Raw genomic sequence first — 13,384 nt, forward strand, 5'->3', positions numbered from 1 at the left:
GTGTCTCGTCCTGAATAAGGTTTACACCTTCTGGCTTCTTATCAGGAAGGTGCAATGGACACGGGCGCAAAACGTAGTCAGCGTGATTACACGCTGACTTTTAAATTGTCGGTCGTCGATCAGGTCGAAAAAGGCGAGTTGAGTTATAAAGAGGCTCAACGGCGTTATGGGATTCAGGGCCGGTCGACGGTGTTGGTTTGGTTACGCAAGCATGGTCGACAGGACTGGAGCCAAGGCGCTTCCATTCGCTCCCAGAGGATCCGACCGATGGACGAGCCCATCTTGCCGCTGACGCCCGAGCAACGAATCAAAGAGCTTGAGGAGCAGTTGGCGCTGGCGAATCAGAAAGCCAAATTCTTCGAGGACGTGGTCGATGTGCTGAAAAACGACTACGGCGTATCCATTCTAAAAAAGCGGCCCGGCAAGTCGTTGCGCAAACCCAAACCCTGAGTGTCAGCAGGGCTTGCCAGTTTATGGGGATCAGTCGCCAAGCTTATTACAAGCGTGATCGGGTCTACCGGGCCCGGCTCGAGCAAGACCAAAAGCTCATCAATTTCGTGCGCGAGATTCGCGTTCGACAGCCCTGCATCGGTGCCCGCAAGCTGCACTCCCTGATGCATGCCAAGCTTGATAGGCAAGATTTGCATGTTGGCAGAGATCGCCTGTTTGAAGTCTTGCGTGATCACCGCCAACTGGTTCGTAGAAAACGGGCCTATCACAAGACGACCGATAGCCATCATCGCTTCCGCTGCCATCCCAACCTTCTGAAGCCCGGTCCACGGCAAGTCGTTGCGACTGGGCCGGAGCAGGTCTGGGTCGCGGATATCACCTACCTCCCTACGCAAGAAGGCTCCGCCTATCTGAGCCTGGTGACGGATGCCTACTCCAGAAAGATCGTTGGCTACCACGTACATGAAAGTCTTCATGCGAAATCTGTGGCTCAAGCCTTACGCATGGCCTTAAAGACGCGTCGAACCAGCCAGAAACTGGTTCATCACTCCGATCGGGGCTCGCAGTACTGCTCCGATCTGTATCAAAAGCTGCATACCCAGCACGAGATTAGCTGCTCAATGACTGATGGCTACGACTGCTACCAAAACGCCATGGCAGAGCGGGTCAATGGCATATTGAAAACTGAACTGCTGATCTACCGGCCCACAGGTCTGGCACAGGCTGAGCAGATGGTGCGAGAGGCAATTACGATCTATAACCAGGAACGTCCGCACCTGTCTCTGAAATACAAAACGCCCGATGCGGTGCATCGGGCGTTGTGGTGAAACAGGTGTAAACCTATTTCAGGACTAGACAGGGATCAGTCGTCTTGTTTGTTTTTCAAGACTTCGCCGGTGGCGGCGTTCAAATCCACATCCCACTCAACGCCTTTGGCATCTTTGAGTTCGACTTCGTATTCGTAACCGTTGAAGTGGTTGTCCAGGTCGCTGTCGGTGATCGTGGCGCCTGGGTGCAGGTCCATCACAATCTTGTTCAGGGCTTCAACAGATTTGATTTTGCCATCCTTGACCAGCTGAGGGATTTGGCTGACTGGAACATCATCAGCCTGCGCGAGGCCAGCGGTCAGGGTCAGGGCAGCAGCGGTGAACAGGGCAGTTAATGTTTTCATCGGGTCATTCCTTGGGTTGCTGTTTAAGTGAGTCCACAGTAACTGGGGCAACTTAATCCATCCTTAATTCCCGAAATCATTTCGTCTCGATGATTTTAGAGGCGACTGTTGAGCAAGCGATGTGGGAGCAAGGCTTGCCCGCGATGCAGTCACCTCGGTTTCAATCAATACCCATTATTCGTCAGCACTTGCGCCACACTCGCCGCCGCCGGGCGTTTATAGAACTTGAGTAATTCACTGGCGCGGTTGGTGAAGATGCCATCGACCCCGGCATTCATGACGTTCTGATAGTCCACTGCATCGTCAACAGTGTAGACGTGCACCAGCAGGCCCTGATCGTGGGTGTACTGATTCATCCATGGCTTCACCAGGTCCGAATAACTCTGATCGCCTCCCTTGGTCAGCGCTGCAGAAGGACCGGTGCCGATAGCGCCCTGGGCCTTGGCATAGTCGACCCAGCGCTGGAATTCGGCTTTGTCTTTCGGCTCCTGTTTAGCGTAGTAAGCCGCCTTGTCCTTGTCACCGGATTCGGCAAATTTCACCTTGGATTTTGGCTCGATGCTGCCTTCGCCGACCCACAGCAGGAGGATTTTCGGCACTTGCGGCATCTCTTTCTGCAACAATTCGAGGCTGCTTTTCTCAAACGTTTGCAGCACCACCTTGCCTTTGCCCTGGCCAACGCCCAGGGCGCTTTTCGCCAGTTTCGAAGCGGTCGGGCTCAACCAGCCGCGATCATGCAGCTTTTCCTTGAGGTCGCGTTCGAGCCCGGGAAACTGCTTGGCTTCTTTGGTTTCAATGTACAGGCCGGGTTTGTGCAGCGGGTTGCCCTGGGCGATGTCGATGATTTCATCAAGGGTCAGGACTTTCAGGCCCTCGTACGAAGGGCGCGCGCGATCCGGATACGCCGTGTTGAACCAGCTGCCGGCGTCCAGGGTTTTCAGTTCGGCCATAGTGAATGCGTTGGCCGGGCTGTCCTTGCGCTCGGGGAATTTGCTCGCGACGTCGGTGGTGCGTTGCAGATTGTCGTCATGCAGCGCAAACAGCACGCCGTCCTTGCTGCGCTGCAGGTCCAGCTCGAGGTAATCGGCGCCAAGGTCGCGCGCCAGTTTGTAGGCGGGCGCGGTGGATTCCGGCGCATCGAAAGAGGCGCCGCGGTGAGCAATCACCGCCGGGTGCGGAATGCCTGAACGGTTGGCCAGCGCGGCCGGACTCGGCTGGTTGGCCGCGTGGGCCTGGCCAATGCCGAGCAGCATGCTCAGCAGCAGGGCGCTCTTGGTGAAGGTAACAGGCATGGTCGAGATCCTTTCGCAGAGATTTTCGAAGACGTCCCTTTTAACAACTGAAAGCTGCCAGCGCCATCGCCAGAGCGACATTAAGCATTTCAGAAGAGAAATTTCCGGTCCATTTGTGCGGTGCTTTGCAGTACTCTTGGACCTGGCAGTTTCCCCGGCAGAGGGAGCGCCCCATCCCTTGCGTGTAGACCCTCGATCAATTTTCTGTGAGGTTTACATGCGCATTACGTCTCAACTCATTTGCCAGGCCGCAGACCAACTCAAAGGCTTCGTCGGCCTTAATCGCAAGACTGGTCATTACATCGTTCGTTTCAGCGAAGACTCATTCGGCATGGACGTGGCGGATGACGGCATCATTGCGTCCAGCGAATTCGTTTGGGCAGCCGGCCCGGACGCAGCGATGACGCTCAAGCGTGAGTTGATTCAGTTGCTGCTGGATCAGCATGTCGATGACCGGATCAATATTACCGAGCCGTTGCGGGTGTACATGAATCGGCGGGAGGTGCCGGAGATTTCGGCGCTCAGAAGCCTTGTGCAGAGTTGACTCTGCGCTTCAACCGGGCAGACGCTCGTTGGCGAACATGCTTACCGCCTGCACAGCGTTGCTCGCACCGTCGCGGATCTGCAGGATCACCGTGCCAGCCTGATTGGCCAGTTCGACACCTTCCGCCGCCCGATCACGCGTGCCATCCATGCTCTTGATCGCCTGGCGGGTTTCACTCTGGATCAGGCCAATCATGCTGGAAATCTCCGCCGTCGAGCCACTGGTGCGCGCGGCCAGCTGGCGCACCTCGTCCGCCACCACGGCAAAGCCGCGACCCTGCTCCCCGGCGCGCGCCGCTTCGATGGCTGCATTGAGCGCCAACAGGTTGGTCTGATCGGCGATGCCACGGATGGTGTTGACAATGGCGGTGATCTGCTCCGAGCGCTCGCCCAGTTGTGCAATCAATGTCGACGATTGCTCGATATCGGCGGAGATTTCGCGCATTTCGCTGGCCGCCTGCTGGATCACCTGAGTGCCTTGCTCGGCGATTTTGCGCGTCTGCACCGAGATGTGATAAGCCTCACTGGCGCTGCGTGCATCCCGGTCATGCTGCTCGACCCGCGCCGTCACGTCAGAGGCGAACTTGACCACTTTGCACAAACGCCCACTCGCGTCGTATACCGGGTTGTAGTTGGCCTCCAGCCAAACGCGTTGTCCGCGCTTGTCAACCCGCTGAAACTGGCCGTGGAAAAACTCACCTTGATTCAGGCGGCGCCAGAAATCCTCATACGCGCTGCTGTTGACCAGCTCTGCCGTACAGAACAGTCGATGATGCTTACCTTTGAGTTCGGCGAGGGTGTAACCCATGCGTGTCAGAAAATTCTGATTAGCGCTGATGATACTGCCATCCAGGTTGAACTCGATCACCGCCATGGCGCGGTCGATTGCCTGCAACCGGGCAGCGGATTCACTTTCATGCTGCACTCTGGCGGTCACGTCCATTGCATATTTGACTACTTTCACGACGTTGCCCGCCGCATCAATGATCGGGTTATAACTGGCCTCCAGCCAGATCGCTCGCCCGTCGCCGCCCACCCGTTCGTAAGTTCCCGACTGGAACTGGCCGCTCTTCAGTCGCGCCCACAGTTGTGAGTACTGCTGGCTGCGCGCGTACTCGGGTGGGCAAAACTGCCGATGAGGTTGCCCCTGCACTTGATCGCGCCGATAGCCCATGGTCTGAAGAAAATTGTCGTTGGCACGCAGCACGACGCCATTGATATCGAACTCGATCACCGCCATCGAGCGATCAATCGCTTCCAGCAGGGCATTCTGGCTGTACAGGTTTTGCTGAAGGGCGTCGATGGTGGCTTTATGGCGAGTGAATAGCATGGCTGCAATGCTCGGGGGAATTAAAACACGGGGTCGTCCCTGTTCCTACGCCTGCTAACCGAAGGCAAGGCTACCTTCGGTGTTGTCTGCTCAATGTCGGCGGTCCATGACTGACAGGGAAATACTTATACAAAAATACGAAAACTTGTACAAGGATTGTATTTTTTAATCTTTTGTATAAGTTTTTCGCGGGCGCGCCGTTTTATGCGCGCGATTGAGTGTTGGAAGCGCCATTCAACGATGTCGAGAGGCCGGTGGTGTTTTCAGCGTTGGTAGCAGGCCAGGAACATGTCCAGCGCCGAGTCCACGACAATACTCTGCATCTCGGCCGCGAGGGCAGGCAACCCCATGGAGATCTGTGGCCAGAAGGCGAAGGATTTAAGCATTCCGTGAACCTGTTGCGCGGCGAATTCGGGGGCGATCGGCTTCAAGCGCCCATCAGCCTGGGCAGCGCGAATCCATACGGTCAGGCCCTCTTCGCGTTCGCCCATTCTCTCGACCATATTCTGCGCACGCTCGGGGGAATGGATGGTTGCCGCGATGGCTACCCGTGCCAGATCGAGAAAGTTGTCATCGGCCATCACTTGCATTTTTGCCATCAGCAGCACGCGCATCTGGTCACGCAAAGGCAGGTCTGCGCGATAGCTCGATTGCTGTTCCGCCGTGATCCGCGACCATAGCTGATTGAGAATCTCGGAAAACAACGCTTCCTTGCTGGGGAAATGGTTGTACACCGTGCGCTTCGACGTGCCCGCAGTGGCGGCGATTTTGTCCATGCTGGTGACGTCGAATCCGTGGGCACGGAATTCAGAGATCGCCGCTTGAATAATGGCTGCGCGTTTAAGGTCGGTCAGGCGCTGTGGGGCAGTCATAAATACGCTTCGGCAGAAAGAGGTGGGGAATTACACTCACCAGTTTACTTGTGCCCAGGTTTGATGCAACCTTGAAACTACACCGGTCAGTGTAATGTTTTATTAATGCTGCTCGGTCACAAATGGAGTATCCGGCTGATGCGTGCGTGCTTTGGCCATTTAATGTCCCACCGTGAAAAACCTGATTCGAGGATTTTTCAGGAGTCAATCAGTTATGGCCGAACCAGTTTTCAACGCGGATACCCGCCGTACACCTGACGCGTCCCGACAGGTCGATGGGCTCTTCCGAAACCATGCGCCAGTGAAGCGCGAAGGCTTACGCAAAACCTTGCGCATCATGTGGAACATGATTTTTCACAAGCCCCGCAACACGCGCCCGACTGCGCCAGTTCCAGTTCAGCGTCTCACCCACGATGCCCTGATCGCCGCGCCAAACCACAGCGTCTACCGTCTTGGCCACTCCACCGTATTGTTGAAACTGCGGGACAAATTTTTCATCACTGATCCGGTCTTCGCCGAGCGCGCCTCACCGGTGCAGTGGGCGGGCCCAAGGCGCTTTCACCAGCCGCCGATCAGCCTTGAAGAGCTGCCGCCGATTGAAGCGGTGATCCTGTCGCACGATCACTATGATCACCTCGATTATCAGGCTGTTCTGGCATTGGCGAAGAAGACCCGGTATTTCCTCACGCCGTTGGGCGTTGGCGATACGTTGATCAAATGGGGCATCGACGCCAACAAAATTCGCCAACTGGATTGGTGGCAAGGCACAGAGGTTGCCGGCATCCAGTTCGTTGCCACGCCATCGCAGCACTTTTCCGGTCGCGGTCTGTTCGATGGCAACAGCACGCTGTGGGCGTCCTGGGTCATTCTCGATGGCGCCACGCGAATTTTCTTCAGCGGCGACACCGGCTACTTCGACGGCTTCAAACGCATTGGCGAACAATACGGCCCCTTCGACCTGACGCTGATGGAAACCGGCGCTTACAACGTGGAGTGGCCGCACGTCCACATGCAACCCGAACAAACCTTGCAAGCGCACATTGACCTGAAAGGTCGCTGGCTATTGCCAATCCACAACGGCACGTTCGATCTGTCGATGCACGCCTGGTATGAACCGTTTGACCGCATTCTGGCCTTGGCTTGGGAACGCAGTGTGTCCATTACTACGCCGCAAATGGGTGAGGCGTTTAATGTGATGTATCCGCAGCGGGGTGGTGCTTGGTGGATGAAGGAGGAAAATCAGACCGGCGAGGTGAGGGTTCAAAACGTTTAGTGCTTGCTCCACTACTAGCTGAACACAACCTCAATTCGTCCCTCTTTCCTGGATCGAGGGGCAGACTTGACGACGATTTGAATGTCTCGTCCAAGGGAATAATCGTCAATCGGTGAGTTTATTCACTCACCCATCGCATAATCCGTACGCCCACCCGAATCAACTGCCGACCCTTTCCCGCTCATCCCACGCCCCGGCGCAAAGCCTGGGAAGAACACCAGCCCTTCAGACTCGAACCGATACGCCAGCGCCAACCGATCTGCATCCGGCACGTCACGCCTGGCTTCGAATCGCTCGATCGTGTCGACCGCAACGCCCGAGTCCCGGGAAAGCTCCTCGACGCTCCAACCCAGCATTGCCCGCGCTTGGGCGCAGTGGGCAGGGGTGAACTGGAAGAGGGCGATACGTTCCAGGGTGATTTTCATCGCATAAGAGGCCATGGTGTTCTCCGGGCTCAAGAGTGCTGATTCGAAAAGTACTGTGATTTTGTACAGTTGTTTTGCGTTGGGATCAAATAGATTTTTTGATTTTTGCTGGGTGGCTTCGATCATCCTGACGGACGGTGCATGGTCGACCGGGTAGAAGGGCGGAGTAGGCGGGGGTGCAAACGGTTTGAGTCGGCAATAGGTGCGATAAATCCCGGCCAGGTGGCCCGACGGGTTTGAGTGTATCGATGAGATTTTGTGCAAGTGAGCAAGGGCCCTGCTGCGCGTGTTCGGTGAACGGTATGGCAGGACGTTGAGGGCTTGGAACGGCGAGTCAAAAGGCTGACTACTGCTCCGCCAGCCCCGGCGCTTCCCGAATTATCAAGTGATCCAGATTCTCGATATTCGCACTGAACACCCCGAACGTTTGCTCGGGATTTTTCTTGCTCGGCACTTGCTGCAACTCCGGTGTCACACCGTAGAAAAAACAGAACAGCTCTTTGTCGCTGTCGACGGCGTGCTTTATTTCTTCCAGAAATGCTTTGCGCTTGCGGTAGTTCTCGATCAACTTCTTGCTCAAGTAAACGTTGACTGAGTAAGGCTTCTTCTTCGCCTCATCCGCCTGCTTGAACCAGATTTTCTGCTCGAAATCGATCCGGAAGCTTTGGGTGTAATCCTTGATCTCCTTGATCTTGCCCCAGCAAATCAGCCCCTTGTTGTCCGTCAGGTATTCGATTTTCTTGAAGAAAGACGAGTACGGCGCCGAGTGCTCGCCAATCTTCAGCGGCATCCGCTTGAGCAGATCTTTGTCTTCGAAGTTGGAAACGAAGCACTCCACGGGGTGGGCGAAAACGCTGGTTTTGTCCGGCGCCGTTTCAGGACCTGAATGCACAGCGTCGTTGTTCGTCATCGTCTTTTCCCGGGTATCCCGAGTTACATCCTCTGCAGCCACTTGGCTGGACGGCTTACGTACATACTGACGCCGGGTCAGCAACAACTCCGACGGAAAATGCTCCTCGCGACTGTCATCCGTTTCCGCACCGTCCGCGTCCACACCGGCCTCCGGTGTCTTAAAACTGACGTAAGGACAATCCGCCGCGTGCCGGGTGCTGGGGGTGTTCTTGAAGTGCGGGGTGCGAACGTAATTCACGTTTTTGGCGTTGAACGTCGTCAACACATTTGTCGCCTCGAAGGCGGATCTGCAAGCGTCATTGGGGCATTGGAAGTGTTCCTTGGCAGAATCGAATTCCATCGTCTCGTCGAAATTGAGATCGCGTACGTCATAGATCGACAGCTTGGTGTCGAGGCCGAGGCAGTAGGCGAGGTCGAATTTCATGGGGGGCTTCGATCGTTGAGTGGGAAGGGTATTAATAGCGGGAGGCGGGGCGGGTTGCACTGAATGTTTTCAACACGCCGAAACATAACGGACTTCTCTCTACTGTAGGAGCGAGTTGACTTACGAAAAATCCAAGCAGGCCACTGGATACCCTCCTTCGAAGGCCTTCTTCGCTGGCAGCCCGAATGCTAAGCTGCATTAGCGAAAAAGCTGGACGACCAAGTGGGCTGCGCAGGGGAGGCTCAAGCGCTTGGGACGGGACAAGGGTTGTGATTTCAGGATTTTCGTTCAAGCACAAACAAGCGCGATAACAACTCGTCGCGGTCCAGATAACACCCTTGGAAATGTCGTTCGCCTGATGCCGGGTCGAACGCATCCCTGGCGTGCAACACCCGCCGATTGTCGAACACCCAGGCCTGCCCGGCCTCGAGTCGTCTGGCGACTTGCAGCCGGGGCTCGCGGGTCATCCGGATGAATAAACGGTAGGCCTCATACAGCTGCGGCATGACCTCGGGCGCGACGTCAAAAGGTCCCCGCAGGAAATTGGCCATGCGGATTTCCCGATACGATCCGTCATCGTTCAGCGCAATGATCGGTGCGTTGCAGCGGTAATCGTTGCGCGCCGATTTGTTACGAAATTCAACGCTGGTCTGGGTCAGCAACTCGAAGCAGGCGGGTGCGACGCGGCGCAATTCCTCGGCCACCGCAAAGCCATCCACGAACCGGCTGTTGCCTCCAATGGCGTCATTGCGCAGGCAATACAGAAATTGCACGCCCGGCTGCAGTTCCCGCGTGGGCAAGTCGGTGTGCAGCGGCAGATTGAAGGCGGTGTAGGCGTTGCTGTCGGCGTCTGCCTTGGACTTGACTTCAAACATCACGCCAAAGCTGCTTTCGCGGATGAACGCCACTCGCCGCGCCAGCCCATCCAGCGATCCCGCCGTCGTGGGCGCGTTGCGAATCTGGGTCAACCCGCTGTCGCGTAACGCACGCAGCCAGTCAGTCAGTACCTGATCGCTGGTCATCACCTCTTCGTAATCAAACCCGGCAAGCTGCTGGTTCATCTCGGATCGCCACAAGTGCGGATGCGCCTGCTCGTGCGCCCGCTCAGCACGCGACTCGGCGTCATACGCGTGAGCGCGCAGCCAGCCAGGATGAAACACGCTGGCATGTCCGTCAGACCAACCGAGGCGCACGACGCCCGCGTCTTCGATGCGGGCTTCAACCAGCAGCAGGTCGTCAGGCACGTCGGCAATTTCGAACATTTGCTCGCGTGTCACCGGGTACACGCAGGTCGGGCAGGGGCAGTTATCCCGCAGCCACAGATCATGAAAGGGGCTGACACGCCCGTCCGACCACGTCACTTGCAGACTGCCGGGGTGCAAGGTCAGCGCGACCGGGACGGCGGTTACAGGATAGCTCCGCCAGTCGGCGATAGTGGCATTCGCTGTGGTCATACGTATCTCCTGCGGGGTGCGGGCTTGTTATTGTTGAGCAAGCTTTCCATCAACACTCGCGACACCAGCGGTCCAGCGTTGGCGATCTTCAGGATGATCCTTGAGCCATTGGCGGGCGACAGCCTCGGGCTTCTGCCCGTCGAGTATGGCGACCATCATCTGGCTCTCGCCCGAGGTGGTGAAGGTCAGTTGATCGAGCAGTTTCTGCACGTTCGGGCAGCGCTGGGCGTAGCCGGGTTGGGTCACGGTCCATACGGTCGCGGCGCCTTCATCCGGGCCCAGCGCATCCTGACTGCCGGTCAGATAATTCATGGCCAGCGTTACATTCATGGGGTGCGGGGTCCAGCCAAAAAACACAATGGCAGCCTTGCGGTTGTGGGCGCGACGTACTTCGGCAAGCATGCCCGCTTCGGATGATTCGACAAGCTTGAAATCAGCCAGTCCAAACTGGTTCTTGTCGATCATGGCCTGGATTTGTTGATTGGTGGCAGAGCCCGATTCTATGCCGTGAATCTTGCCTCCCAGTGCATCCTTGAATTTCGCGATATCGGCAAACGTCTTCAAGCCCTGATCGAACAGGTAGCGGGGCACAGCCAGCGTAGCGTTGGCCTGGGTCAAATTGGGCTTGCTGGAGACGGCGATCTGTCCGGCCGCCACCATGGGCTCGACGCTCGCGTTCATCAGCGGGTTCCAGTAGCCGAGGAACAGGTCGAGTTTCTTGTCCTTGATACCGGTCAAGACGATTTGCTCGGAAGCGAAAGTCTGCTCGGTCTTGTAGCCAAGATCATCAAGTATCACCTTGGCCACCGCGCTGGTCGCCATGACATCGGTCCAATTGGCGACGCCCATTCGGACTTGCTGGCATGACGGCGACTCTGCAGCATTTGCGCAACTGGCTGCCACCAGCAATGCGCAGATTCCTGAAAAGCGAAACACATGGGACATGGTCAATTCCTCCGGGCTAACAGGGCAATGTGGTGAAGTGCTTTTGTTATGGCGCACCGTTGGCCAACAGCAGAGTGACTACGTGCAGGCAACAGTTCTGCGCTTTGGTGGCGCTGAATGCCTTGTGATCCAGCGTCCACTCCAGCCAGAAGCCGTCAATCAGCGCCGTGAGCGTAAGGGCCGCCTGAGCGCTGTCCAGGGTAGTGCCTTGCTCGACAGCCACCTGTTCAAAACATTTTTCAAGCTCCGAGCGGTAATCGAAGTACAACTTGCGGTTGAGTTTTTTCAACTCCGGGGAAGACACGGTTGCCCCCCAGAATCCGAGCCAGGTGGTGAGTGTGAACTCGTTGAAAATGCTGCCTTTGAACGAGGACTTGATCATCGCCGTGAGCCGGTCGCGGGCCGAGTGGGTTTTGTGCGCCAGATGCTGGTCTGTCTCGGCGCGTAGTTGGTCCGTCAAGGCCTGGTACGTACACAGCATCAGCTCCTCTTTGGAGCTGAAGTGATGGCCGATCAAGCCAATAGAAATTCCGGCCTGCTCGCAGATACGCTCAATAGTGGTTCCGCTGTGCCCGTAGCGTGTAATGCACTGCATGGTCGCCTCGATGATCAAGCGCCTGCGGGCCTCCGGTTCAATGCGAGTGCGGCGTTTTTTCTCGGGTTGCAAGGTGTCGCTCATGTCAGTTCCGCGCGAGATCAATGGCTTGGGTAAGCATTCGTTCGAGTTGTGCCAGGTCGCTGGCCCTTGGGTTGGTCGTGCGGGCAGGATCGAGTAATGCATTGGCGGCGATCGCGGCCATGTTTTCCCGGGGTACACCGATGGCTGCCAGAGATTTGGGAATGCCGAGAAGGTCCAGTCGGGCACAAATGGCCGTGTAGAAAACGTCGAAATCATTCCCCTGCAAACCCATCGCGTGGCACACCGGTGGCAGCCGCGATGTGATGACCTCCCGATTGAACTGCAGGACAACTGGCAGAATGATCGCGTTAGTCAAACCGTGATGAGTGCCGCAGGCAGCGCCGACCATATGGCTCAGCGCGTGCACCAGCCCGAGTCCTTTGGTGAACGCAACGCCTGCCAGGCATGAGCCTGCCAGCATCCTGCTGCGCGCTTGCAGATCATTGCCATCAGCCACGGCCACTGGCAGGGCGTCCCACATCAGGTTCAAGGCCTGCAGCGCCACGCCATCGCACAGCGGATTAAAGCTGGGGACGAACCAGGCTTCCAGCGCATGAATGATCGCATCCATGCCGGTCCACGCTGTCAGGTTGGGGGGTAAGCCCAAGGTCAATTCAGGGTCCAGAACAACCGCCACCGGCCTGGCCAGCGGATGCCACACGCAGCCTTTGATGCGGCGCTGCGTATCAGTAATCATGGCCGTGCTTTCGGTTTCCGCGCCGGTGCCGGCAGTGGTTGGCACGCAGATAACAGGCGGGAAATCTGCGGTTTGGAAGCCTTCCGGTACCGGCCGATCAAAGTCGAAATCCCATAATCGGGCACGGGCCTGGCCGGCTATGAGCGCTATCGCTTTGCCTGCGTCGAGCCCGCTTCCTCCGCCCAGCGCCACGATTCCGTCTGCCTTCCATTCGCGATAAACGGCTGCGCCGTGCTCGACCGAAAGGTCGGTCGGATTGCTCTCGACCTCCGCATAAACCGCGCAACGCAAGCCCGCGTCTTTAAGCTGCGCCAGCAATTGCTGCGTAAAGGGCAGGGCGGCCGTCCCGGCGTCAGTCACGATCAAGGGAGCGCGCATGCCATGGCGTGCACACAATGCCGACAACTCTGCACGCGCACCGGGGCCATATTCGATGGGTACCGGCACCGTCCATTGTTGACGTAGGAGTGGGGAAAATTGATCGATCATCTGCGCAGCCTTTGAATGGTGCCTTGATGGTCGACCCTATTCTCTAATGAAATAGTTTTCAATAGCGCGCGCGCTCTTATTGAAGTTATTTTCATTAGTAGGTGGTTTGCGGTTGCCTGCCTGTGGCCCTGCCAGAATCCGCGCTGATTGAATGGATCATCCGCCGAACAAGGGGTCGGTCGCTGGGCGTCACAACAAAACTGTGGGAGCGAGCCTGCTCGCGATTCTCAAGTGCACCGCGGTAAACATGTCAGGCACCAACTGTGGCGAGGGAGCTTGCTCCCGCTGGGCTGCGCAGCAGACCCACCGCGGCGCGCGCGGTGAGTCAGACATTGTTGTTGTCAGTCCGGCAGTGAAGCCGTGTAAGGTCGAACCTGGGTTGCCTGCCTGGTTTGCGCAGGCAATTTTTCCAGATTTGCATGTGCGGC

At 57.0% G+C, this 13,384-nt stretch carries 14 protein-coding genes and 1 pseudogene; 4 read left to right on the forward strand and 11 right to left on the reverse strand.

The window, feature by feature from the left end:
• Positions 1 to 54 precede the first annotated feature (54 nt).
• Both F8N12_RS28050 and F8N12_RS21650 read left to right on the forward strand, forming a co-directional pair.
• Positions 55 to 450 carry a helix-turn-helix domain-containing protein gene (locus F8N12_RS28050; protein ID WP_263596520.1) on the forward strand — a complete coding sequence of 132 codons (396 nt, stop codon included), beginning with the start codon at positions 55 to 57 and terminating at the stop codon, positions 448 to 450.
• Positions 399 to 1,277, forward strand: coding sequence for an IS3 family transposase (locus F8N12_RS21650; RefSeq protein ID WP_263596521.1), 879 nt, complete (start codon positions 399 to 401; stop codon positions 1,275 to 1,277). The genes F8N12_RS28050 and F8N12_RS21650 overlap by 52 nt, the downstream gene beginning before the upstream one ends.
• A 35-nt stretch (positions 1,278 to 1,312) precedes the next feature.
• Here the strand turns inward: F8N12_RS21650 and F8N12_RS21655 are convergent, their stop codons facing one another.
• Together F8N12_RS21655 and F8N12_RS21660 are read right to left on the reverse strand one after the other, a co-directional pair.
• The gene (locus tag F8N12_RS21655) at positions 1,313 to 1,621 is read right to left on the reverse strand and encodes a PepSY domain-containing protein (protein WP_150582222.1); all 309 of its coding nucleotides are present in this window, start codon (positions 1,619 to 1,621) and stop codon (positions 1,313 to 1,315) included.
• A 164-nt stretch (positions 1,622 to 1,785) separates the two neighbouring features.
• Complete coding sequence (locus tag F8N12_RS21660) at positions 1,786 to 2,913, reverse strand: glycerophosphodiester phosphodiesterase (RefSeq protein ID WP_150582223.1); 1,128 nt, start codon at positions 2,911 to 2,913, stop codon at positions 1,786 to 1,788.
• Positions 2,914 to 3,130: 217 nt separating this feature from the next.
• Here F8N12_RS21660 and F8N12_RS21665 point away from each other — a divergent pair, with 217 nt between their 5' ends.
• The gene (locus F8N12_RS21665; protein ID WP_150582224.1) at positions 3,131 to 3,457 is read left to right on the forward strand and encodes a DUF2025 family protein; all 327 of its coding nucleotides are present in this window, start codon (positions 3,131 to 3,133) and stop codon (positions 3,455 to 3,457) included.
• Between the two features lie 9 nt (positions 3,458 to 3,466).
• Here the strand turns inward: F8N12_RS21665 and F8N12_RS28335 are convergent, their stop codons facing one another.
• The 3 genes and pseudogenes from F8N12_RS28335 to F8N12_RS21675 all read right to left on the reverse strand — a co-directional run bounded on the left by F8N12_RS28335 (position 3,467) and on the right by F8N12_RS21675 (position 5,658).
• A complete protein-coding gene (locus F8N12_RS28335) occupies positions 3,467 to 4,027 on the reverse strand; it encodes a methyl-accepting chemotaxis protein (RefSeq protein ID WP_263596525.1) in 561 nt (186 codons plus the stop codon).
• Positions 4,019 to 4,786 (reverse strand): annotated as a pseudogene (locus F8N12_RS28340) (PAS domain-containing protein); the annotation flags it as partial. The pseudogene F8N12_RS28340 and the gene F8N12_RS28335, both read right to left, overlap by 9 nt.
• A 263-nt stretch (positions 4,787 to 5,049) precedes the next feature.
• The gene (locus F8N12_RS21675) at positions 5,050 to 5,658 is read right to left on the reverse strand and encodes a TetR/AcrR family transcriptional regulator (protein ID WP_150582226.1); all 609 of its coding nucleotides are present in this window, start codon (positions 5,656 to 5,658) and stop codon (positions 5,050 to 5,052) included.
• A gap of 214 nt (positions 5,659 to 5,872) precedes the next feature.
• Between F8N12_RS21675 and F8N12_RS21680 the strand changes: the two genes are divergently transcribed.
• Positions 5,873 to 6,931 (forward strand): MBL fold metallo-hydrolase, encoded by a 1,059-nt coding sequence (locus F8N12_RS21680; RefSeq protein WP_150582227.1) that lies wholly within the window; start codon positions 5,873 to 5,875, stop codon positions 6,929 to 6,931.
• Between the two features lie 122 nt (positions 6,932 to 7,053).
• On the opposite strand, the gene F8N12_RS21690 is transcribed toward F8N12_RS21680, so the two are convergent.
• From F8N12_RS21690 to F8N12_RS21715, 6 genes are all read right to left on the reverse strand, one after another.
• Complete coding sequence (locus F8N12_RS21690; protein ID WP_150582254.1) at positions 7,054 to 7,371, reverse strand: helix-turn-helix domain-containing protein; 318 nt, start codon at positions 7,369 to 7,371, stop codon at positions 7,054 to 7,056.
• A gap of 331 nt (positions 7,372 to 7,702) precedes the next feature.
• Entirely contained in the window at positions 7,703 to 8,692 is a 990-nt protein-coding gene (locus F8N12_RS21695) for a hypothetical protein (protein ID WP_150582228.1), read from the reverse strand.
• 275 nt (positions 8,693 to 8,967) lie between these two features.
• Complete coding sequence (locus F8N12_RS21700; protein ID WP_150582229.1) at positions 8,968 to 10,146, reverse strand: gamma-butyrobetaine dioxygenase; 1,179 nt, start codon at positions 10,144 to 10,146, stop codon at positions 8,968 to 8,970.
• 27 nt (positions 10,147 to 10,173) lie between these two features.
• Positions 10,174 to 11,091 (reverse strand): choline ABC transporter substrate-binding protein, encoded by a 918-nt coding sequence (choX, locus tag F8N12_RS21705; RefSeq protein ID WP_150582230.1) that lies wholly within the window; start codon positions 11,089 to 11,091, stop codon positions 10,174 to 10,176.
• Positions 11,092 to 11,137: 46 nt separating this feature from the next.
• Positions 11,138 to 11,770: a transcriptional regulator BetI gene (gene betI, locus F8N12_RS21710; protein WP_191623200.1), complete on the reverse strand. Its 633-nt coding sequence runs from the start codon at positions 11,768 to 11,770 to the stop codon at positions 11,138 to 11,140.
• Position 11,771: 1 nt separating this feature from the next.
• Positions 11,772 to 12,956: an iron-containing alcohol dehydrogenase gene (locus tag F8N12_RS21715; RefSeq protein ID WP_150582232.1), complete on the reverse strand. Its 1,185-nt coding sequence runs from the start codon at positions 12,954 to 12,956 to the stop codon at positions 11,772 to 11,774.
• Between the last annotated feature and the right edge of the window lie 428 nt (positions 12,957 to 13,384).

The sequence above is a fragment of the Pseudomonas fluorescens genome (genome assembly GCF_902497625.1).
GTDB classification, from domain to species: Bacteria; Pseudomonadota; Gammaproteobacteria; order Pseudomonadales; family Pseudomonadaceae; genus Aquipseudomonas; species Aquipseudomonas fluorescens_BQ.